The sequence below is a fragment of the Oharaeibacter diazotrophicus genome, from assembly GCF_004362745.1.
Taxonomy (GTDB): Bacteria; Pseudomonadota; Alphaproteobacteria; order Rhizobiales; family Pleomorphomonadaceae; genus Oharaeibacter; species Oharaeibacter diazotrophicus.
The window spans coordinates 557,597-578,709 of sequence record NZ_SNXY01000006.1; the positions used below are offsets into that span (position 1 = coordinate 557,597).

At 71.2% G+C, this 21,113-nt stretch carries 17 protein-coding genes and 1 tRNA gene; 12 read left to right on the forward strand and 6 right to left on the reverse strand.

The genetic code is table 11. The features are described from left to right. Nucleotides 1-105 precede the first annotated feature (105 nt). Entirely contained in the window at nt 106-1,458 is a 1,353-nt protein-coding gene (gene rimO / locus EDD54_RS02800; RefSeq protein WP_126536780.1) for a 30S ribosomal protein S12 methylthiotransferase RimO, read from the reverse strand. Between the two features lie 224 nt (nt 1,459-1,682). On the opposite strand from rimO, the gene pabB reads away from it, so the two are divergent. From pabB to EDD54_RS02825, 5 genes are all read left to right on the forward strand, one after another. Then, nucleotides 1,683-3,107 (forward strand): aminodeoxychorismate synthase component I, encoded by a 1,425-nt coding sequence (gene pabB / locus EDD54_RS02805; protein WP_126536778.1) that lies wholly within the window; start codon nt 1,683-1,685, stop codon nt 3,105-3,107. Beyond that, the gene (locus tag EDD54_RS02810; RefSeq protein ID WP_126536776.1) at nt 3,104-3,709 is read left to right on the forward strand and encodes an anthranilate synthase component II; all 606 of its coding nucleotides are present in this window, start codon (nt 3,104-3,106) and stop codon (nt 3,707-3,709) included. The genes pabB and EDD54_RS02810 overlap by 4 nt, the downstream gene beginning before the upstream one ends. Next, nucleotides 3,706-4,542: an aminotransferase class IV gene (locus EDD54_RS02815; protein ID WP_245515622.1), complete on the forward strand. Its 837-nt coding sequence runs from the start codon at nt 3,706-3,708 to the stop codon at nt 4,540-4,542. Before EDD54_RS02810 ends, EDD54_RS02815 begins: the two co-directional genes overlap by 4 nt. Nucleotides 4,543-4,729: 187 nt before the next feature. Further along, nucleotides 4,730-5,470, forward strand: a complete 741-nt coding sequence (locus EDD54_RS02820) for a cytochrome c biogenesis CcdA family protein (protein ID WP_126536774.1) — start codon at nt 4,730-4,732, stop codon at nt 5,468-5,470. Nucleotides 5,471-5,632: 162 nt separating this feature from the next. Then, complete coding sequence (locus tag EDD54_RS02825) at nt 5,633-6,880, forward strand: hypothetical protein (RefSeq protein ID WP_126536772.1); 1,248 nt, start codon at nt 5,633-5,635, stop codon at nt 6,878-6,880. 43 nt (nt 6,881-6,923) lie between these two features. Here the strand turns inward: EDD54_RS02825 and EDD54_RS02830 are convergent. Further along, nucleotides 6,924-6,997, reverse strand: a tRNA-Cys gene (locus tag EDD54_RS02830). A 173-nt stretch (nt 6,998-7,170) separates the two neighbouring features. Here EDD54_RS02830 and EDD54_RS02835 point away from each other — a divergent pair. After that, nucleotides 7,171-7,572 (forward strand): DUF2177 family protein, encoded by a 402-nt coding sequence (locus tag EDD54_RS02835; protein WP_126536770.1) that lies wholly within the window; start codon nt 7,171-7,173, stop codon nt 7,570-7,572. A 101-nt stretch (nt 7,573-7,673) separates the two neighbouring features. Here EDD54_RS02835 and EDD54_RS02840 read toward each other — a convergent pair whose 3' ends face one another. Together EDD54_RS02840 and EDD54_RS02845 are read right to left on the reverse strand one after the other, a co-directional pair. Then, complete coding sequence (locus EDD54_RS02840) at nt 7,674-7,868, reverse strand: hypothetical protein (protein ID WP_126536768.1); 195 nt, start codon at nt 7,866-7,868, stop codon at nt 7,674-7,676. A 521-nt stretch (nt 7,869-8,389) separates the two neighbouring features. Continuing rightward, entirely contained in the window at nt 8,390-9,580 is a 1,191-nt protein-coding gene (locus EDD54_RS02845; RefSeq protein WP_126536766.1) for a PA0069 family radical SAM protein, read from the reverse strand. 290 nt (nt 9,581-9,870) lie between these two features. Between EDD54_RS02845 and EDD54_RS02850 the strand changes: the two genes are divergently transcribed. From EDD54_RS02850 to EDD54_RS02860, 3 genes are all read left to right on the forward strand, one after another. Continuing rightward, nucleotides 9,871-10,578 carry a glycosyltransferase gene (locus EDD54_RS02850; RefSeq protein WP_126536764.1) on the forward strand — a complete coding sequence of 236 codons (708 nt, stop codon included), beginning with the start codon at nt 9,871-9,873 and terminating at the stop codon, nt 10,576-10,578. 118 nt (nt 10,579-10,696) lie between these two features. Next, entirely contained in the window at nt 10,697-12,979 is a 2,283-nt protein-coding gene (locus EDD54_RS02855) for an NADP-dependent malic enzyme (RefSeq protein ID WP_126536762.1), read from the forward strand. A gap of 215 nt (nt 12,980-13,194) precedes the next feature. Continuing rightward, on the forward strand, nt 13,195-14,880 hold the full coding sequence (locus EDD54_RS02860; RefSeq protein ID WP_133673950.1) for a hypothetical protein: 1,686 nt from the start codon (nt 13,195-13,197) through the stop codon (nt 14,878-14,880). A 10-nt stretch (nt 14,881-14,890) separates the two neighbouring features. On the opposite strand, the gene EDD54_RS02865 is transcribed toward EDD54_RS02860, so the two are convergent. Together EDD54_RS02865 and EDD54_RS02870 are read right to left on the reverse strand one after the other, a co-directional pair. Continuing rightward, nucleotides 14,891-16,357 (reverse strand): hypothetical protein, encoded by a 1,467-nt coding sequence (locus EDD54_RS02865; RefSeq protein ID WP_126536760.1) that lies wholly within the window; start codon nt 16,355-16,357, stop codon nt 14,891-14,893. Between the two features lie 47 nt (nt 16,358-16,404). Continuing rightward, nucleotides 16,405-17,319, reverse strand: coding sequence for a uracil-DNA glycosylase (locus EDD54_RS02870; RefSeq protein ID WP_126536758.1), 915 nt, complete (start codon nt 17,317-17,319; stop codon nt 16,405-16,407). 291 nt (nt 17,320-17,610) lie between these two features. On the opposite strand from EDD54_RS02870, the gene EDD54_RS02875 reads away from it, so the two are divergent. From EDD54_RS02875 to EDD54_RS02885, 3 genes are all read left to right on the forward strand, one after another. Then, entirely contained in the window at nt 17,611-19,287 is a 1,677-nt protein-coding gene (locus EDD54_RS02875; RefSeq protein ID WP_126536756.1) for an electron transfer flavoprotein-ubiquinone oxidoreductase, read from the forward strand. A gap of 129 nt (nt 19,288-19,416) precedes the next feature. Continuing rightward, the gene (locus EDD54_RS02880) at nt 19,417-20,103 is read left to right on the forward strand and encodes a response regulator (RefSeq protein ID WP_126536754.1); all 687 of its coding nucleotides are present in this window, start codon (nt 19,417-19,419) and stop codon (nt 20,101-20,103) included. A gap of 217 nt (nt 20,104-20,320) precedes the next feature. Then, nucleotides 20,321-21,106, forward strand: coding sequence for a DUF1194 domain-containing protein (locus tag EDD54_RS02885; protein WP_126536752.1), 786 nt, complete (start codon nt 20,321-20,323; stop codon nt 21,104-21,106). Nucleotides 21,107-21,113: the final 7 nt, after the last annotated feature.

Here is a 21,113-nt window from a genome sequence, read left to right on the forward strand (position 1 = left end):
CCCGGCGTCGCCGCCGGGGCCGGCTTTCCCGGCACGGCACGAAAAAAGGGACGTCCGGGCATCCGGGCGTCCCTTTTCGCATGGCGGGCGCGTCGACCGGGCCGGTCAGGCCACGGTGCCGTGGAGGTCGTAGGCGTCGGCGCGGTCGATCTTGACGGTGACGAACTCGCCGGCGCGGATCGGGCGGCGCGAGGTCAGGTGCACGGCGCCGTCGATCTCCGGGGCGTCCCACTGCGAGCGGCCCTTGGCGGCGGTGCCGGCGCTGTCGTCGACCAGAACCTGGATGCGCTTGCCGACGCGGCGCTGCAGCAGCTTGGCCGAGATCGCCTGCTGGTGCGCCATGAAGCGGTGCCAGCGGCGTTCCTTGACGTCGTCCGGCACCGCCGGAAGACCGAGGTCGTTGGCGGTGGCGCCGTCGACCGGCTCGTACTTGAAGCAGCCGACCCGTTCCAGCTTCGCCTCGGTCATGAAGGCGAGCAGTTCCTCGAAGTCCGCGTCGGTCTCGCCGGGGAAGCCGACGATGAAGGTCGAGCGGATCGCGAGGTCGGGACAGATCTCGCGCCACTTGCGGATCCGTTCCAGCGTCTTCTCCTGGTGCGCCGGCCGGCGCATCGCCTTCAGCACCGACGGCGCGGCGTGCTGGAACGGGATGTCGAGGTAGGGCAGGATCCGTCCGTCGGCCATCAGCGGGATGACGTCGTCGACGTGCGGGTAGGGGTAGACGTAGTGCATGCGCACCCACACCCCGAATTCGCCGAGCGCCTCGGACAGGTCGAGGAACTTGGCGCGGACCTCGCGGTCCTTCCACATGCCGGACTGGTACTTGAGGTCGACGCCGTAGGCCGAAGTGTCCTGGCTGATCACCAGGAGTTCCCGTACGCCGGCCTTTACCAGCCGCTCGGCCTCGCGCAGTACGTCGACCACCGGTCGCGAGACGAGGTCGCCGCGCAGCTTGGGGATGATGCAGAAGGTGCAGCGATTGTTGCAGCCCTCTGAAATCTTGAGATAGGCGTAGTGGCGCGGCGTCAGCTTGACGCCTTGCGGCGGCACGAGGTCGACGAAGGGGTCGTGCTTCGGCGGCACCGCCTCGTGCACGGCCGCCATCACGCTCTCGTAGGCCTGCGGCCCGGTGATGGCGAGCACGTTCGGGAAGCTCTCGCGGATCTGCTCGGGCTCGGCGCCCATGCAGCCGGTGACGATGACGCGGCCGTTCTCCTTCATCGCCGTGCCGATCGCCTGCAGGCTCTCGGCCTTGGCGCTGTCGAGGAAGCCGCAGGTGTTGATGATGACGACGTCGGCGCCGTCGTGCCGGCGGGCGATCTCGTAGCCCTCCGAGCGCAGGTGCGTCACGATCCGCTCGCTGTCGACCAGCGCCTTCGGGCAGCCGAGGCTGACGAAGGAGATCTTGGGGGAACGGGCATCGTCGCCGGTGGTCGCGGCGGGGGAGGTGTCGGTCATCGGCGCGGAGATCCGGGAAGCGCGGGCGCTCGCGCCCGCGGAGGTTCGTCGCGTGCAGATGCCGGGGAAATGCGCCGGGGTCAAGATCGGCGGGCGCAGGTCCGTCCCGCGGGCGCGACGTCGCACGCGGGGGCGATCGCTCGACACGGGGGCAGCGCCGCCATAGTTTCCCTGGCGATGCCGGTCGCGGTCAGCGGCCGACCGTCCCGTGCCCCGGTTGAACCATGATCGTCCGCCCCCTCGTCCTCCGCGATCCCATGGACGCCGTCCGTCGGCTGAAGGGGCTCGCGAACCTGACGTTCCTCGACAGCGCGATGTCGCATCCGACGCTCGGGCGGTTCTCCTTCGTGGCGGCGGATCCGTTCGGCAGCTTCGTGGTCGACGGTGGCCGGGTGACGTGGAACGGCGCGCCGGTCGACCTGCCGGGCGAGGCCGCCGAGCCGCTCGGCCGGCGGGCGCTGGCGGCGCTGAAGGCGCGGCTCGCGCTCTACCGCCAGCCGTCCGTGCCGGGCCTGCCGCCGTTCCAGGGCGGCGCGGCGGGCTATCTCGCCTACGACTTCGGCCGCCTGCTCGAACGTCTGCCCGAGCCCGCGGTCGCGCAAGGGGGCGTGCCGGCGCTGCAGCTCCACTTCTACGACGTCGTTCTGTCCTGGGACCACCGCGAGAACCGGGTGTGGCTGGTCTCGACCGGCTGGCCCGAGGCCGATCCGGTGCGGCGCGACCTTCGCGCCGCCCGCCGCGCCGACGAGGTCGAGGCGCTCCTGGCCGCGCCTCCCTCGGCGGACGAGGGAGCGGCCACGGCCGAACTCTCCTGGCGGTCCAACGTCACCCGCGCCGAATTCGAGGCGGCGGTGGCACGGACGCGCGAGTACATCCTCGCCGGCGACATCTTCCAGGCCAACATCGCCCAGCGTTTCGCGGCGACGCTGCCGGCGGGCTTCGATCCGCTCGCCTTCTACGCCGAACGTCTGCGCCGGGTGAACAAGGCGACCTTCGCGGCCTATCTCGACTACGGCGCCCTGAAGGTGGCCTCGTCCTCGCCGGAACGCTTCGCGCAGGTCTACGACGGCCGCGTCGAGACCCGGCCGATCAAGGGCACCATCCGCCGCTCCGCCCATCCGGCCGAGGACATGCACCTTTCGGCCGTGCTCGCCGCCTCCGAGAAGGACCGCGCCGAGAACGTCATGATCGTCGACCTGCTGCGCAACGACCTCTCCCGGGTCTGCCGGCCGCACACCGTGCACGTGCCGCAGCTGAACGGGCTCGAGAGCTACGCCACGGTGCACCACCTCGTCTCGGTGGTCTCGGGCGCGCTGAAGGACGGACTCGACGCCGTCGACCTGCTCGCCGCCGCCTTCCCGGGCGGCTCGATCACCGGGGCGCCGAAGATCCGCGCCATGGAGATCATCACCGAGCTCGAGCGCATCGAGCGTGGCGTCTACTGCGGCTCGATCGGCTATTTCGGCTTCGACGGCGCCGCCGACACCAACATCGCGATCCGCACCGTCTCCTTCGTCGGCGGCGAGGCGATCGTCTGGGCCGGCGGCGGCATGACGGCGCTCTCCAACCCGGCCGACGAATACGACGAGACCATCGTCAAGGCGCGCCGGGTGCTCGAGGCCTTCCGGCCGGAGGAGGGCGCGCGATGATCCTCGTGATCGACAACTACGACAGCTTCGTCGGCAACGTGGCGCGCTATTTCGAGGAGCTCGGCGAGCGCGCCGAGGTGGTGCGCAACGACGCCATCGGCGTCGACGAGATCGCGGCGCTGAACCCGCGCGCGCTGGTGATCTCGCCGGGACCCTGCACCCCGCGCGAGGCCGGCGTCTCCAACGCTGCGGTGGCGGCGCTGTCGGGCCGGATCCCGATCCTCGGCATCTGCCTCGGCCACCAGTGCATCGGCGACGTCTTCGGCGGCCGGGTCGTCCGCGCCCGCGAGCCGATGCACGGCCGCGCCTCGCTGGTGACCCACCGCGGCAGCGACGTCTTCGCCGGCCTGCCCAATCCCGTGCGCGTCGGCCGCTACCACTCGCTGATCGTCGAGATCGACGATCCCGACGGCCCGCTCGAGGTCACCGCCCGTTCCGAGAAGGGCGAGGTGATGGGCCTCGCCCACCGCGACCACCCGACCTACGGCGTCCAGTTCCACCCCGAGAGCATCCTGACCGAGGGCGGCCACGCCATGCTCGCCAACTTCCTGCACATCGCCGCGGCCTTCGCCGGCCGCGCCGGCGGGGAGGGCGGGCGGTGATCCTGGTCGACGGCGTCGCCTACGAGGGTACCGTCGCGCCCTTCGACCTTTCCGACCGCGGCTTCACCCTCGGCGACGGCCTGTTCGAGACCATGGCGGTGTTCGCCGGCCGGCCGTTCCGGCTCGACGCCCATCTCGACCGGCTCGCCGCCGGCCTCGCCGTGCTCGGCTTTTCGGTGCCGCGCGACCGGCTCGCCGCCGACGTCGCGACCGTCGCTGCCCGTGCGCCCGCTGCCGGCGGCGTGATCCGGCTGACGGTGACGCGCGGCGCCGGCGCGCGCGGCCTCGCCCCGCCGGCCGAGCCGAAGCCGACGGTGGTGGTCTCGCTCGCCCCGTTCAACCCGGCGCTGGTCGGCGAGCCGACCACCCTCGCCACCGTCGACGTCCGCCGCAACGCCGGCTCGCCGGTGTCGCGGCTGAAGGCGCTGCCCTATCTCGACAACGTGCTGGCCGCGCGGGAGGCGATCGGCCGCGGCGCCCGCGACGCGCTGATCCTCGACACCGCCGGCCGCGTCGCTTGCGCCTCGGTCGCCAACGTCTTCCGTCTCGCCGGCGACCGCGTGGAGACGCCGACCACCGACGCCGTGCTGCCCGGCATCACCCGGGCGCTGGTGCTGGAGATCGCGCCCTCGCTCGGGCTGGTGCCGGTCGAACGCGCGCTCACGCGCGACGATCTCGCCGGCGCCGACGCGGTGTTCCTGACCAACTCGGTGCGCCTCCTCCAGCCGGTGACGGAGCTCGACGGGATCCGCTTTCCTCGGGATGAGCGCCCCGCGGCGATCCTCGCCGCGCTGCGCGCCGCCGTCGTCGCGGAGTGCGGCGCGGGGCCGTGACGACTGGGCGACGGCCGGCGCGTCGCGGCGGTCGGCCGTGCTGCCGCATCCGGCCCGCCGGGCATGACGGGATGTTGATGGCCGGTGCCGCCCGCCCGCCTCGACGCCGGCCCGCATTTCCGCTTAAGTCCGCCGCGGCCGCGAACGTGCTATGCCCGCGGCCTCGATCCGGTCCGGGGCCCCGCCGATGCACGCCGACGTCACCCTCCTCGCCGCCCTCACCGCCGGGCTGATCTCCTTCCTCAGCCCCTGCGTGCTGCCGCTGGTGCCGCCCTATCTCGGCTTCCTCGCCGGCGCCTCGATCGAGGAACTGACCGGCGCCGGCGCCGAATCGCGGGTCGGGCGGGCCCGGGTGGTCGGCGTCGCGCTCGCCTTCGTGCTCGGCTTCTCCACGGTGTTCGTCGCGCTCGGCGCCACCGCCTCGGTGCTGGGGCAGTTGCTGATCCGCTGGTCCTACGAGTTGTCGCTGGTCGCCGGCGTCGTCATCATCGTGATGGGCCTGCATTTCCTCGGCGTGTTCCGCATCGCGCTGCTCTACCGCGAGGCCCGCTTCCACGCCGCCGGCGCCAAGGCCGGCCCGGCCGGCGCCTACGCCATGGGCCTCGCCTTCGCCTTCGGCTGGACGCCCTGCATCGGCCCGATCCTGTCCGGCATCCTCGCCGTCGCCGGCGCCCGCGACACGGTGGGCGAGGGCGCGATCCTGCTCGCGGTCTACTCCGCCGGCCTCGGCATCCCCTTCGTCGTCGCCGCGCTGTTCGCCGGCCCCTTCGTCGCCTTCCTGCGCCGCTTCCGGGCGCATTTCGACAAGGTCGAAAAGGTCATGGGCGGCGTCCTCGTCGCCACCGGTCTCCTGTTCCTCACCGGCGGCATGCAGCGCATCTCGTTCTGGCTGCTGGAGACGTTTCCCGCGCTTTCGCGGCTGGGGTAGGGGCGGGAGGCGGGGCGAGCGCTCGGATTGGCCGTTTACGTCACGTCGTGAACCCGGTTACTCTCGCCCGGACCGCGCATGCCTCGGCACCGGCCGTCGGCGACCGTGCGTCGCGTTCCGATCGCGCCGGGCGCATCGGGCATTGCACGGGGGACGTCGACGATGCGCCTTTCGTTTGGAATGTGTGCGGCATTCTTTCTGATGCAGGCCGGCGCATTGGCCGCTCCGGTCAACGACATGTTCGCCAAGAGGATTCAGATCTCGCCGGCGGACCTCGCCGCATCCGGCAATGCCGAGATGATCCAAGGCTCGCTGGTCGACGCCACGATCGAACTCGGTGAACCCTCGTTCAGCGTCGAAAGCCCCGGCCAGTTCAGCGTCTGGTACAGCTACAAGGCCGAAAAGACCGGCATCCACCTGTTCGCGCTGATCCCGGAGGACGACGCCTATCGCTCCTCGCTGCAGCTCGAGCTGTTCGCCGGCACGTCGATCCGCGGCCTTAAGCGGCTCGGCAAGGCCGGTGGGCCGATGCAACAGCTGCCTTTCGTTCCTTACAATCTCGTCGCCGGCCGCACCTACGTGCTGCGCGTTTCGACCGCGCTGTCCTACGCCGGCACCGACAGCTACTTCGCCCTCGCCGTCCGCAACACCGGCCCGAAGGGCGGCGTGGCCCTGCTGCCCGACCATTCCCTCGAGCGAACAATCGTGGACGACGTGATCGAAGCCGGCATCGGTTTCGTCGGCGCGCGGTTCCTGGCGATCAACACCGCGCAGAAGCCGGTAACGATCACGACGACGAACGTCCACCTCGGCCCCCAAGGCCACTATCTCGGTTCGGCTTTCTCGCGGACCGCGACCCTTCCGGCCGCCGAACTCGGGTCCAACGCCACGGCCGGCTGGGCCCTGCTGGGTTCGTCGGTGATCGCGGGGCCGGCGGTTGCTACCACCGCCGTACCGGTGACCGTGCGGGCCGGCTCCGCCCGTTTGACGGCGCGGTATCACGTCGTCTCCCGGACGACCAGCCCGACGACGACACTGGAGGCGTCGTTCCCGAAGATCTCCAACCCCGTGCGGATTCCCTATGGCACCAGCCGCACCGTCGGCCTCGATGTGCGCAACACCGGGTTCCGCGACGCCGTCGGCTGCCGTCTCGTCGGCTTCAGCCGGACCGCGGACCCGTTCGACTACGGCCGTTACAGTGCCGAGTTGAAGTGGAAACTCGGCGCCGCCGCCAACTCGCCGACTTTCGCAGTACCCGCCGGCGGCAGAGCGACACTCGCGGTGACGCTGCGTCCGCTGTGGCCGGGGATCGTCCATCCCGCCGCCAGGATCCTCGTGAACTGTGCAAACACGCCGGCGTTCCGGAACCGCCCCATGACGACGAACGCGATCGAGATCGACGCGCGCTGAGGGCGTGTCTACGTTCGGGCGTTTTCCGAGATACCGGGGAAACTGGAGGCCACGGAGGGAATCGAACCCCCGTGCACGGATTTGCAATCCGCTGCGTAACCACTCCGCCACGTGGCCTCACGGGCTCGGGTTCTAGGGGAGTTCGCGGAGCCGCGCAAGGGGGCACGGGGCCGTGAAAACCCTCGGGCGCGGGGGCCGCGGATAGATCCGAAGCGGCCCCGTGCGCGTAAGGTCGGACGGAAGCCGGCGCATCCGCGAGGCCGGACGACAGAGCCCGAGAGACCCCGCCCATGACGCGCCTCGTCGCAGCCTACCTCGCCGGTGTCGGCACCTTCCTGGCGGTCGACCTGTTGTGGCTGTCGGTGATCGCCCGCGACATCTACCGGCGCGAGATCGGCGCGCTGCTGCTCGAACGGCCGCTGGTCGGACCGGCCGCTGCCTTCTACCTGATCTACGTGGCGGGTGTGGTGGTGTTCGCGGTCAACCCGGCGCTGTCGTCGTCGAACTGGACGACCGCGGCGCTCTACGGCGGCCTGCTCGGGATGCTGTGCTACGGCACCTACGACGTCACCAACCTCGCGACCTTGCGCAACTGGTCGAGCACGATCGTGGTGGTCGACATCGCCTGGGGCACGCTGCTCACCGCGGTGACCGCGACCGTCGCCTATCTGGTGGCCGCCCGTTTCGGCTGATCCGGCAAGGTGCACAAGTCCGGCGTGAGACCTACCGATCCGATCCGGAGAAACAGCGATCCCGGCGCCGAAGGGCGGCCGGGACGCTAAATCGCGCTTCTTCAGGCCTGACGCTGCTGCCGGCGGGCGTCGAGGTGCTTGCGGGCGGCGCGCTCGGCGGCGAAGGCGTCGGGGAACACCTGGCCCTCGAGATCCTTGACGCTGTCCTCGAGCGCATGGAAGGCGAAGTGGCGGCCTTCCCGGACCAGGATGCCGACCGGGTTGTCGTGGACTTCGACGAGGTAGTTGTCGAACATGTCGGGAGTCATCCTCGAACGCCTGCCGGCTCGGAGCCGGTCTTTGATCGGATGGTCAAACGCAAGGTGCCGTCATCGGGATGCACGGCATCGACAGCGCGTTCGGCGCATGGTCGTCCGCTCGAGGAGTCGGGAGCGCGGAGAGGGAGACATCGGGGAACTCGTGGAGGTCGCGTGGGTGAAGTGGCGTGGCCACGTCGCCCCGTGGCCGGTCAGAGAGCGTCGACGCGGTGCATTCGGCACCACGTTTTCCCCGTGATCGATACGGTCGTCGTTCGGAGCATGGTTTCCACCAGCCGGTCGGCAACGATGCGAGAAGATCCGCTTCCCCGTGTCGGCGACGCGTTCGCACCCTGCCGACGCCCGATCACGTAGGCGTGTTCGCGCGCGATTGCAAGTCGGCCGGTTCGCATCCGGTACACTCCCCACGCGCCGATCCGCGGAAGGTCGCGGCGGAACCGGGGATGCACCGCACCGCCGCGCCTCCCCGAATCCGCCTTACGGTCCGGCGCCGACGCGGATCAGAACAGGCTGAGCTGGACGCCGCCGTTGGCCGGCTTGCGGAAATGCTCGGTGGTGAGCCGGGCGCGCGTCTTGTTGAGGCCGAGCCGCTTGGCCGCGATCTCGAAGCGGCGGCCGATCTGCCAAGCGTAGGGGCCGGTGCCGCGCATGCGCTTGCCCCATTCGGCGTCGTAGTCCTTGCCGCCGCGCATCGCCCGGAGCACGTTCATGACGTGTCGGAACCGGTCCGGGAAGGCGCGCAGCAGGAAGTCGCGGAAGATCTCCGACACCTCGAGCGGCAGGCGCAGCAGCACGTAGCCGGCCTCCGTGGCGCCCGCGGCGGCGGCGGCGTCGAGGATGCGCTCGATCTCGGAATCGGTGACCACCGGCACCACCGGCGCCACCATCACCCCGGTCGGGATGCCGGCGGCGGCGAGCTGGCGGATCGCCTCCAGGCGCTTCTCCGGCGAGGCGGCGCGCGGCTCCATCGCCCGCGCGGTGCGGCGGTCGAGCGTCGTCACCGAGATCGCCACCTTGGCGAGGCCGCGCTCGGCCATCGGCGCGAGGATGTCGATGTCGCGCGTCACCAGCGCCGACTTGGTGACGATGCCGACGGGGTGGCCGGTCTTCGCCAGCACCTCGAGCACCGCCCGGGTGATCCGGTGTTCGCGCTCGATCGGCTGGTAGGGATCGGTGTTGGTGCCCATGGCGATGGTGCGCGGCTGATAGGACGGCGCGCCGAGCTCGCGCTCGAGCAGCTCCGCCGCGTTCGGCTTGACGAACAGCTTCGTCTCGAAGTCGAGACCGGGCGACAGCCCCATGTAGGCGTGGGTCGGCCGGGCGAAGCAGTAGGCGCAGCCGTGCTCGCAGCCGCGGTAGGGGTTGATCGAGCGGTCGAACGAGATGTCCGGACTGTCGTTGCGGGTGACGATGGTGCGCGCCCGCTCGACCTGGACCGTGGTCTTCAGCGGCGGCAGATCGTCGGCCGAGCCCCAGCCGTCGTCGAACGCCGTCGCCGACGTCGGCTCGAAGCGGGCGGTCGGGTTGACGCCGGCGCCGCGGCCGCGGCGGCGCTCGGCCGCCACGGCCGTGCCGCCGAGACCGTCGGCGTGGACGTCGTCGCCGGGTCCGCCGGGCACGACGTCGGGACGGGGGAGGGCCCGCGGGCGGGCCGGGACGGAGGCCTTCACGGCTTGCACGAGGGGCTGCATCGCGGCGTCTCGGAGAGCTTCGGGAGGGGCTTCTGCGGGGGCTCGCCCGGAAGGTCGCCCGGGGACCGGCTCGGGGACTCGCCCGCGGACCTGCCCCGGAGCTTGCTTGGCGATCTGGCGGGTGGCGAACATTGCGTTCATGATTTGATCCTACCCCGATTTGCGAACGGATCAAGAACGAATTCGTTCCCCCACCCGAACACCCGTCCGGACGCGCCGGGATCGCGACGCGTGCGGCGGAAACGATGGAACGGCTTGAATATTCCGCCCGAAACCCGGATAGAGACCGGATGCTCTCCGTGGTGATCCCCACCCTCGACCACGAGGAACCGCTGGCGCTGACGCTGGCCTCGCTGGTGCCGGCGGCGGCCGACGGTACCGTGCGCGAGGTCGTCGTGGTCGACGGCGGCTCGCGCGACGACACCCGCCGCGTCGCCGACGTCACCGGATGCGTGCTCGTGGAGCGGCCGGGACCCCTGTCCGAGCGTCTCGCGGCCGGGGCGGCGGCGTCGAGCCGGGGCGAGTGGCTCTTGTTCCTGGAACCCGGGGTCGTGCTCGATCCGCGCTGGGAGGTCGAGGTCGCCACCTTCGTCGAGCGCACGGTGCGCGGCGGCCGCGCCGGCTCGGTCGCGGCCGTCTTCAGCTTCGCCCTCGACGACGTCACCGCCGGCGCGCGGCTGCGCGAATTCTTCGCCGGCATGGCGAGCCGGCTTACCGGCCTGCCGGACCGGGCGCAGGGCGTGCTGATCGCGCGCGAACATTATCGCCGCCTCGGCGGCCACCGGCCGCTGCCGGCGCTCGAGGACGTCGACCTCGTGCTCAGGATCGGCCGCGGCCGTGTGGTGCGCCTGCGCAGCCGCGCCGCCGTGGTCCGCCCCGCCGACGGATCGACGCGGCGCCGGGGCGCCGTCGCCGGCCTGCGCCGCGGCCTGTCGCGCACGCTCGCGGCGCTGCGCGTGCCCGTCGGACTGCTGACCGGGTTGCACGGGCGCGGGTGAGGCGCCGCCGGCGCTCGCCGCGGCGGGCCTCTCAATCGGTTCGATGTGGAACTCCGACTCTTTCGCGTCGTCGGCCCTGTGGTATCAGGGGAAAAAACCGGTCGAGGAGGAGATCGCGATGACCGAGAAGCGGCTGGTGGGGTCCGAACTCGACGAGGCGGCGCTGTATTTCCACCGCGAGCCCCGGCCGGGCAAGCTGGAGATCCGTGCCACCAAGCCGCTCGGCAACCAGCGCGACCTCGCGCTCGCCTATTCCCCGGGCGTCGCCGCACCCTGCCTCGCGATCGCCGCCGATCCCGCCCGCGCCGCCGACTACACGGCGCGGCAGAACCTCGTGGCGGTGGTGTCGAACGGCACCGCCGTGCTCGGCCTCGGCAACATCGGCCCGCTCGCCTCCAAGCCGGTGATGGAGGGCAAGGCGGTCCTGTTCAAGAAGTTCGCCGGCATCGACGTCTTCGACATCGAGATCGACGCCGCGACGGTGGACCGGGTCGTCGACGTGGTCTCGGCCCTGGAGCCGACCTTCGGCGGCATCAACCTCGAGGACATCAAGGCGCCGGAGTGCTTCGAGGTCGAGGCCCGGCTGCGCGAGATGATGCACATCCCGGTGTTCCACGACGACCAGCACGGCACGGCGATCATCGTGGCCGCCGCGGTGGTCAACGCCATGGAACTCTCCGGAAAGGCGCTGTCGCAGATCAAGGTGGTCGCCTCGGGTGCCGGCGCGGCGGCGCTCGCCTGCCTCAACCTCCTGGTCTCGCTCGGCGTCAGGCGCGAGAACGTCTGGGTCTCCGACATCGAGGGCGTCGTCTACGAGGGCCGCGAGGCGCTGATGGACCGCTGGAAGTCGGTCTACGCCCAGAAGACCGACGCCCGTCACCTCGGCGAGATCATCGTCGGGGCCGACGTCTTCCTCGGCCTGTCCGCCGCCGGCGTCCTGAAGTCGGAGATGGTGGCGAAGATGGGCGAGAAGCCGCTGATCCTCGCCCTCGCCAATCCCAATCCGGAGATCACGCCGGAGGAGGCGCTCGCCGTCCGCCCGGACGCGATGATGTGCACCGGCCGGTCGGACTATCCGAACCAGGTCAACAACGTCCTCTGCTTCCCCTACATCTTCCGCGGCGCGCTCGACGTCGGCGCGACGACGATCAACGAGGAGATGAAGGCCGCGGCCGTGCGCGCCATCGCGTCGCTCGCCAAGGAGGAGCCCTCGGACGTCGCGGCGCGCGCCTACGGCGGCGTCAGCGAGACCTTCGGGCCGAAGTACCTGATCCCTTCGCCGTTCGACAACCGGCTGATCCTCCGGATCGCCCCGGCGGTCGCGCGCGCGGCGATGGAGACCGGCGTCGCGACCCGCCCGATCACCGACTTCGCCGCCTATCTCGACCGGCTCAACCGCTTCGTGTTCCGCTCCGGCCTCGTCATGAAGCCGATCATCGCGGCCGCGAAGGAGCGTCGCGGCCGGGTGATCTACTCCGACGGCGAGGACGAGCGCGTGCTGCGCGCCGCCCAGGTGCTGATCGAGGACGACCTCGGCGAGCCGATCCTGATCGGCCGTCCCCAGGTGATCGAGGCGCGCTGCCTGCGCTACGGCCTGAAGATCCGCCCCGGCCGCGACTTCGCCTGCGTCAACCCCGAGGACGACCCGCGCTACCGCGACTACGTCGACCTCTTCCTCGACCTCGTCGGCCGGCGCGGCGTCACGCCCGACGCCGCGCGCACCATCGTGCGCACCAATACCACGGTGATCGGCGCGCTGGCGCTGCAGCGCGGCGAGGCGGACGCGCTCCTGACCGGCCTCGAGGGCCGCTTCATCAAGCGCGTGCGCGACATCCGCAGCGTCGTCGGCCTCGCGCCCGGCGCCTCCGACTATTCGGCGCTGTCGCTGCTGATCTCCAACCGCGGTCCGCTGTTCCTGACCGACACCTACGTCCGGCCCGACCCGACCCCGGCCGAGATCGCCGAGACGACGATCCAGGCCGCCGCCGAGATCCGCCGCTTCGGCATCGCGCCGAAGGTGGCGCTCTTGTCGGCCTCGAACTTCGGCTCGCGCGACCTGCCGTCCGCCGACAAGCTGCGCGCGGCGCTGGCGATCCTGCGCCGGGCGGCGCCCGACCTCGAGGTCGACGGCGAGATGCACGGCGACGCCGCGCTGTCGCCGCACGAGCGCGATCGCGTGCTGCCGAAGTCGACGCTGACCGGCGAGGCCAACCTCCTGGTGTTCCCGACGCTCGACGCGGCCAACATCACGCTCAACGTGCTGAAGATAGCGACCGACGCGCTCCACGTCGGCCCGCTGCTGCTCGGCACCGCCAAGAGCGCCCACATCCTGACGCCGTCGGTGACCTCGCGCGGCGTCGTCAACATGAGCGCCTTCGCGCTCGCCAGCGCGCGGGTCTGAAGCGGGGTTCCGGGCGCCGGCCATTTGTCTGCGCATTCGGGATTTCCCTCGGGGCGCGATCGCGGTTAGAATCGTGTCGCCGGCCGGCATATCGGCCGGCGCACGCCATTGTCCGCCGCGCCGTTTCCATGTCGGCGGGACGGTCCTCGCATTTCGACCCTGGGCACCACCGACGACGCGCCCCGCCATACTGCGGGCCGCCAGGGAGGCCGGACATGTTCGCTCGTGCATTCGCCCCGCTCGCGATCCTTCTCGGATCGAGCCTCGCCGCCGCGGCGGCTCCGCCCGTCAACGACGACTTCGCCAAGGCGCTGACCCTGCCGGTCGAGATCGGCATCATCGGCAGCCTGACCGGCGCGACGCCGGACCCGCTCGAATACAAGCCGACGGGCGACATGCCGACGCCGGTCGCCGTCTGGTACCGCGTCAAGGCGGCCGCCGACGGTATCCTGGTGTTCGACACCAGCGGCAGCGACCGGGACACGCTGCATCTCGTGTTGATCAAGACGCCGGTGGGCGGCGTGCCGACGCTGGTGACGGAGGTCGGCCCGACGCCGCTCCGCACCTCGCCGGGTGGCGACTCCATCGCCATGGCCAGCGTCGCCGTCGCGACCGGCGACGTCGTGACCGTCGGCGTCGCCGACGACGCCTCGCGCGTCTCCGACACGAATCCCGTACCGTTCCAGCTCAACACCCACGCCCTGCCGGTTCCCGTGATGGGCAACCAGCGCTTCCTCGTGCTGTCGCCGAACGCGTCCTTCGTCCTCGGGGCCCGGCTCTTCGACGACCCGAAGGCCTTCAAGATCCCGATGCCCAACGTGCTCAGCGTGGCGGGCGTGCCGGTCGACCAGCCGAAGGTGCAGACCGGATTTCCCTCGTCGACGCTGAAGCCCGAATTCGGCCGCTCCGGCGCGCTGGGCGCGAACTCGGCCGTGTCGCTCGAGCTCGCCTCGGTCGGCAACGGCCCGGCCTTCGGTCAGGTCGGCGCCTTCGTGCGCGACGCCGTCGTGAACCTCGTCTCCGCCGGCGAACTGGTCGGCCGCGCGGTGCAGCGCGTCTATCTGCTGAGCTTCACGACCGAGGCCAGTTCGAACGCGCTGCGCTACACGCTGAACCGGCGCAGCGACGCCGGCAAGCTGGGCGACCTCCGGCGGATCCAGATGGCGGTCACCAACACCTCGACCGCCATCGTCCGCGGCTGCTTCGTGATGACCTTGCCCTACACCTACGCCGTCGGCACCGGCGTCACGACCGGCTACGGCTGGAACTTCCGTTACCGCGCCTTCGACCCCAGGACCAACAAGGCGCTCGCCGGCTGGAACACGCCGGTCAACATCGGCAAGGGCGCCAAGGTCCGCTTCGACATCGAACAGCGCGTCCCCGCGCTCGGCTTCCACGTGCAACCGATGGTGCCGGTGTGCACGGAGCCGATGTCCATCGGTCTCGACTTCGACGTGCTGTTCGGCAGCTCGAGCCTCGTCGGTTTCGGCTACCCGACGGCGCTCGCCGACGCCCTGGTCCAGCCCGTCAACCTGCCGACCAACACGATTGCGCCGGCCGAGGGCAAGCCCGCCCCGGTGGTCTACACGGTGCGCAACTACGGCACCAAGCGCAAGCTGACGGTCTATCCGTCCGACCGCGTCCCCGGCATGCCCACGGAGGGCTTCGAGCCCGCGCCGGTCTCCCGCCAGATCTGTCAGGCCAACGCCGCCGGCGCCTGCGTCGGCAGCTTCCGCAGTTCGCTGACCCTCGACTTCGCCCCGGGCCAGACACGGACCTACCGCGTCCGCTGGATCCGCAACGCGGACCTGCCGAGCGGACGGGCGGCGCTCTACGTCAACGTGCTCCAGGGCGGCAATCCGGTCGGCGTCGCCGGCATCGCGATGGCGATGCCGAACTGACCGGCGGCCGTCAGCGGCCGGAGACGCGCAGCGCGGCGAGTTCGCTCAGGTAGACCTCGAGGTCGGTCCAGCCGGCGGCGGAGAGCGTGCGGGCGTTGGCGCCCGCGCGATCCGGCGGCAGGCCGTGGGCGACTTCCCAGTCGTCGGGCATGCCGTCGCCGTCGCGGTCGCGCGGGGGCGGCGGAGGAGCCCCGTCGAAGGCCGGCAGCAACGCGTCGCCGACCGGATTGCGGTCGGTCCGGCGCGGGTCGATCTTGCCGGCCGCGACCGCGCCGACCAGCCGGCGGTCCATCGGATCGCGCGGGAAGGCGCCGACGTTGCCGACCACGTAGGCCGGCAGCGCGTCAGGCGCCTTGCGCGCCACCCGCGGAAAGCCGGCGAGGGACGGGACGAGCTTCGCCCGGATCGGCGAGCGGTCGGGCCCGAACTGGGCGAAGTCGTTGCAGCAGTAGAACAGGTCCGTGCCGGAGAGCTCCGGCCGGGTCGACAGCCGGTTGCCGGCGAGGAGGATCCGGTTGCGCGCGGCGGAGGACGCCCGCAGCACGCCGTCGCCGAACATGGCGTAGGGGAAGGCGGGCCGCGTGACGAAGGCATTGTCGACGAGGGCGAGCCGGTAGAACAGCGGATAGGGCCGGCCGGCGCCGTCGGTGACGACATTGGTGTCCGGCGCGATCGCCACGTAGAAGGTCGGGTCCCAGTAGAGGTTGGACGTCACCTGCGCCGACAGGGTCGTGCGCGCCGCCGCCGGCGATTCCCGCGACATCTCCGGCAGTCGGCCCTGGATGCGCGCGAACAGGTTGCGGCTGAGCGAAATCCGGTCGAGCGGGAAGCCGAAGGCCGGATTGGAGTAGTTCATCAGCACGCCGCCGTAGAAGGCGTGGCTACCGATCGTCTCGGCGAGGATGCTATCCTGGATCGTGATCCGGCTCGAATAGGAGATCTCGACCGCCTCGTCGACGGCGTTGCCGATCGAGACGTGGTCGACGACGGCATTGCGGGTGTAGCGCAGGCGGAGGCCGTCGTCGGCCGGGCCGTCGGCGCCGGGCCGAAGCCGGACGTGGCGCAGGATCCAGTTCTCGGCGAAGCGGTCCGGCGCCCGGACGTCCTGGTCGAGGAACGGCGCCTCGTCGGTGATCAGGCCGCGCAGCGTGATGCCGCCGGGCGAGGTCTGGCCGGCGATGGTGACGTCGCCGTGGGTCAAGTGGACCTGGGCGTCGACCAGGCCGCTGACCTTGAACAGCACGTAGCGTGGACCGGTCATGTCCAGCGCCGCCTGCAGCGAGCCGGGGCCGTTCGCCGCCAGTGTGGTGACGTAGACGACGCGGCCGCCGCGCCCTCCGGTCGCCGCCGCGCCGAAGCCGTCGGCGCCGGGGAAGGCGGGCGGGTCGGCCGCCGCGGCCGGGGCGGCGGCGGTCGACAGGGCGAGGGCGAGGACGGCGGCGAGCGGGCGGATCCTGGTCGGGCGGGCGGTGGTCATCGGACGGCGGCTCCGGAGCGGATGCGCCGGATCCTGCACGATGGTGATTAACGTTCCGGTTCCGCGGCGCCATCGCCGCCGGCGAGCCGCGCCCGGACGGAGAGCATGTCGCGCCACGCGAGGCGCTTCTCGATCGGGCTGCGCAGCAGATAGGCCGGGTGGTAGGTCGGCAGCGCCGGAACGGTGCGCCGGCCGGTGTCGAAGCCCATCCAGCGGCCGCGCAGCTTGCGGATGCCGGACTTCGCGGCGTCGCCGCCGAGCAGCGTCTTGGCGGCCTGCCCACCGAGCAGCACCAGCACGTCGGGGTCGACCAGCTCGATCTGGCGCAGGATGAACGGCCGGCAGATCGCGACCTCGACGTCGCTCGGCTCGCGGTTGCCGGGCGGGCGCCAGTAGATGGTGTTGGCGATGTAGACGTCGCGGCCGCGGTCGAGCCCGATCGCCCGGAGCATGCGGTCGAGCAACTGGCCGGAGCGGCCGACGAAGGGCCGACCCTCGAGGTCCTCGTCGCGGCCGGGCGCTTCGCCGACGAACATCAGCCGGGCCGACGGCGAACCGTCGCCGAACACGAGGTTCTTGGCCGTGAGCTTGAGATTGCAGCCGTCGAAGCCGGCGAGGAGGTCGCGCAGCGCCTCGAGCGTGCCGGCGGAGGCCGCGGCCGTGCGCGCGGCCATCACCGCGTCGGAGGAGGACAGCGCGGTCGGCGCCGGCGCGGCGGAGGGCTGCGGCGGCGCCTGCCGGGCAGAGGCGGGCGCGCCGGCCGAGCCGGGGAGGGCGCGCTCGGCCCGCTGCGCGGGCGGCGTCGCCGGGCGCGGGCGGCGCTGGGCCTGCTCGGCCGCCGAGGCGGCGAAGCGGTCGATCGGCGCGTCGTCGAGCACGGCGTCGACGCCGGCGCCGGCGTACCACTCGAGCAGCGCCAGCAGGGCGTCGGATCCGCCGTCGGTCGGGGAGGGGGCGAGCATCATCGCTCACCTATAGCAGGACGGCGGCCGGGGTCGGAAGCCCGGCGATGGAACGGGCGCTCCAGAGGGATCTTTCGATCATTGTGCAGTGCACTATGAAAGTGGAACGAGCATTCCATATGGCGACTTAGAATTGACGTTGACGTAAGCGTCATTTCGCGGTTCATTCGCGGACCGAATGGCCCTATCAGAAAAGATGACGGAACGCCGCCTTTCGGCGGTGCGGCATGCGGGATAGAGTGCGCCTCCGCCGGCGCCGGGGGTGCGGCCGGAGGCCCGATGGGAGACGAGATGAGCGCGGTGGACCTGCCCGAACGCGAAGCCATGGAATTCGACGTCGTGATCGTCGGCGCCGGCCCGGCCGGTCTCTCCGCCGCGATCCGGCTGAAGCAGATCGCCGAGGAGACCGGGCGCGACATCTCGGTCGTGGTCCTGGAGAAGGGCTCGGAGGTCGGCGCCCACATCCTTTCGGGCGCGGTGGTCGACCCGGTCGGCATCGACCGGCTGCTGCCGGGCTGGCGCGAGGAGGCGGACCACCCGTTCAAGACCGCCGTCACCGACGACCGCTTCTACCTGCTCGGCCCCGCCGGCTACGCCCGCCTGCCGAACTGGGCGATGCCCAAGCTGATGGGCAACCACGGCAACTACGTCGTCTCGCTCGGCAACGTCTGCCGCTGGCTCGCCGGCAAGGCCGAGGCGATGGGCGTCGAGATCTACCCGGGCTTCGCCGCCGCCGAGGTGCTCTACGACGAGGCCGGCCGCGTGGTCGGCGTCGCCACCGGCGACATGGGCGTGCACAAGGACGGCACCCCGGGCCCGAATTTCCAGCGCGGCATGGAACTGCGCGCCAAGTACACGCTGATCGGCGAGGGCGTGCGCGGCTCGCTGGCCAAGGAGCTGATCGCCCGCTTCCGCCTCGACGCCGGCCGCGAGCCGGCCAAGTTCGGCATCGGCCTCAAGGAGCTGTGGCAGATCGATCCGGCCAAGCACAAGCCGGGCCTCGTCCAGCACTCGTTCGGTTGGCCGCTCGGCTGGAGCACCGGCGGCGGCTCGTTCCTTTACCATCTCGAGGACAACCAGGTCGCCGTCGGCTTCGTGGTGCACCTCAACTACGAGAACCCCTATCTCTCGCCCTTCGAGGAATTCCAGCGCTTCAAGCAGCACCCGCTGGTGCGCGACACCTTCGAGGGCGGCAAGCGGATCGCCTACGGCGCGCGCGCCATCACCGAGGGCGGCTTCCAGTCGGTGCCGAAGCTGGTGTTCCCGGGCGGCGCGCTGCTCGGCTGCTCGGCCGGCCTCGTCAACGTGCCGCGCATCAAGGGCAGCCACAACGCGGTGCTCTCGGGCATCCAGGCGGCCGACGCGGTCGCCGAGCAGCTCGGCCGCAACCGCAAGCACGACGAGGTGCTCGCCTACGAGCACGGCTGGCGCGCCTCCGAGATCGGCCGCGACCTCTGGAAGGTCCGCAACGTCAAGCCGCTGTGGTCGAAGCTCGGCACGCTGGCCGGCATCCCGCTCGGCGCGCTCGACATGTGGCTGAACGAGCTGACCGGCTGGTCGCCCTTCGGCACGCTGAAACACGGCAAGACCGACGCCGCCAGTCTGAAGCCGGCCAAGACCTACAAGCCGATCGCCTATCCGCGGCCGGACGGCAAGATCTCGTTCGACAGGCTGTCGTCGGTGTTCCTGTCGAACACCAACCACGAGGAGGACCAGCCGGTCCACCTGAAGGTCAAGGACGCCGCGCTGCAGCGTGTCTCCGAGCTCGGCACCTTCGCCGGCCCGTCGACCCGCTACTGCCCGGCCGGTGTCTACGAGTGGGTCACCGAGGGTACCGAGGTTCCGCGCTTCGTGATCAACGCGCAGAACTGCGTCCACTGCAAGACGTGCGACATCAAGGATCCCAACCAGAACATCAACTGGACGGTGCCTGAAGGTGCGGGTGGTCCGAACTATCCCAACATGTGATATCGGGAATGCGACGTTCCGGCGACTCGGGACTTCGCGACACTGATACGATGCTGTCGCATCGCCCGGTCGGGACGACTAGAGTCTCCGGACCGAGCGGGCGAATCGGATAGCGGGACGGAAACGCGCATGAGCCGTACGACGGACGACCAAGACATCGCAGCGCCCGGCGGCAATTGGACCGTCGTGGTCGCCGACGATCATCCGATCATCCAGTCGTCGGTCGCGCGGCTCCTCAAGAAGCGTCTCGGCCTGCCCAAGCAGCCGCTGCTCGCGACCAACTACGACGAACTCTGCGACGCCGTCACCGACGGCGGCGCCGACCTCCTGGTCGTCACGGACCTCGTCATGCCCGGCATGCGCGGCCTGGAATCGCTGAAGCGGGTGCGCTCGCTGGCGCCCGAGGCGATGGTGGTGGTCTATTCCTCCAACGCCAGCCAGCAGCTCGCCCAGTCCTGCCTCGAGATCGGCTGCAAGGGCTTCGTCGGCAAGCGCGCCGGCGAGGACGTGTTCATCGCCGCCATCGTCGCGATCCTCGAGGGCGGCACCGCGACCGAACTCGGCGAGAACCCCTCGGCGGTGCCGCAGGAGGTGATCGACCGCATCGCGCTGGTCGCCCAGCTGTCGCCGCAGCAGATGAAGGTGTTCCTGCTGCTCGGCGACGGCCTCCTCAACAAGCAGATCGCCTACAAGCTCGGGATCTCCGAGGCCACCGTGAAGGCCCACGTCGGCAAGATCCTGGAGACGCTCAACATCAATTCGCGCAGCCAGGCGGCGATCGCCTCGGCGTGGATGGTCGAACACGGCCTGATGTGATCGGGGGCGCCGGCCGGCGGAACCCTGTCCGGCGCCGGTTCCAACGGCTCGCGGCCGTCCGAACCGCACCGCGGGGCTGCCGTCTCGCGGTTGCGAGGGCCGTCGTTGTGCACCGCCGGTTCATCTCCGATTCAGATTTCCGGGCGGACCCTGTCGGATCGGGGTGCCGCCGGCCGGTCTTCGGACGCGGCGCCTCCGCACGGAAGGAGGCCCGGCGATGGTGCGTGCTCCGTTCCCCGGCTCCGCGTGGCTCGCCGCGGCGGCCCTGGCCTCGACCTGCCTCGCCGCCGCCGCTCCGGCCGGCGCCGAAGAGCGGGTCGACCTCGAACTGGTGCTCGCGGTCGACGTCTCCGGGTCGATGGACCGCGACGAGCAGGAGCTGCAGCGCGCCGGCTACGTCGCCGCGATCCGCTCGCCGGAGGTGCTGGCGGCGATCGAGGGCGGTCTCGGCGGGCGCATCGCACTCGCCTACGTGGAGTGGGCCGGCACCGACCGCCAGCGCGTCGTGGTGCCGTGGACGCTGATCGACGGCGCCGCGGCGGCGGAAGGCTTTGCCACCCGCCTCGCCGCCGCGCCGGTCGGCACCATGCGCGGCACGTCGATCTCCGGCGGGCTCACGGCGGCGGCGCAGCTGTTCCCCGGCAACGGCTACGTGGGTCTCCGCCGCGTCGTCGACATCTCCGGCGACGGGCCGAACAACATGGGCCCGCCGGTCGCCGCCACGCGCGACCAGGTGCTCGGCCTCGGCATCGTCGTCAACGGCCTGCCGATCGCGCTGAAGAGCGGGGCGGGCGGCACCGACGGCAGTCGCGGGCTCGCCGGCTATTATGCCCGCTGCGTGATCGGCGGCCCCGGTGCCTTCGTCGTCGAGGTCACCGGCCGCGAGCAGTTCGCCGACGCGATCCGGCGCAAGCTGGTGCTCGAGATCGCCGACGCCGGTGGCGGCGCCGATCTCGTCTTCGCCGAGCCGCTGCGCGACACCGGCTATTCCTGCGGGCGGTGACACGCCG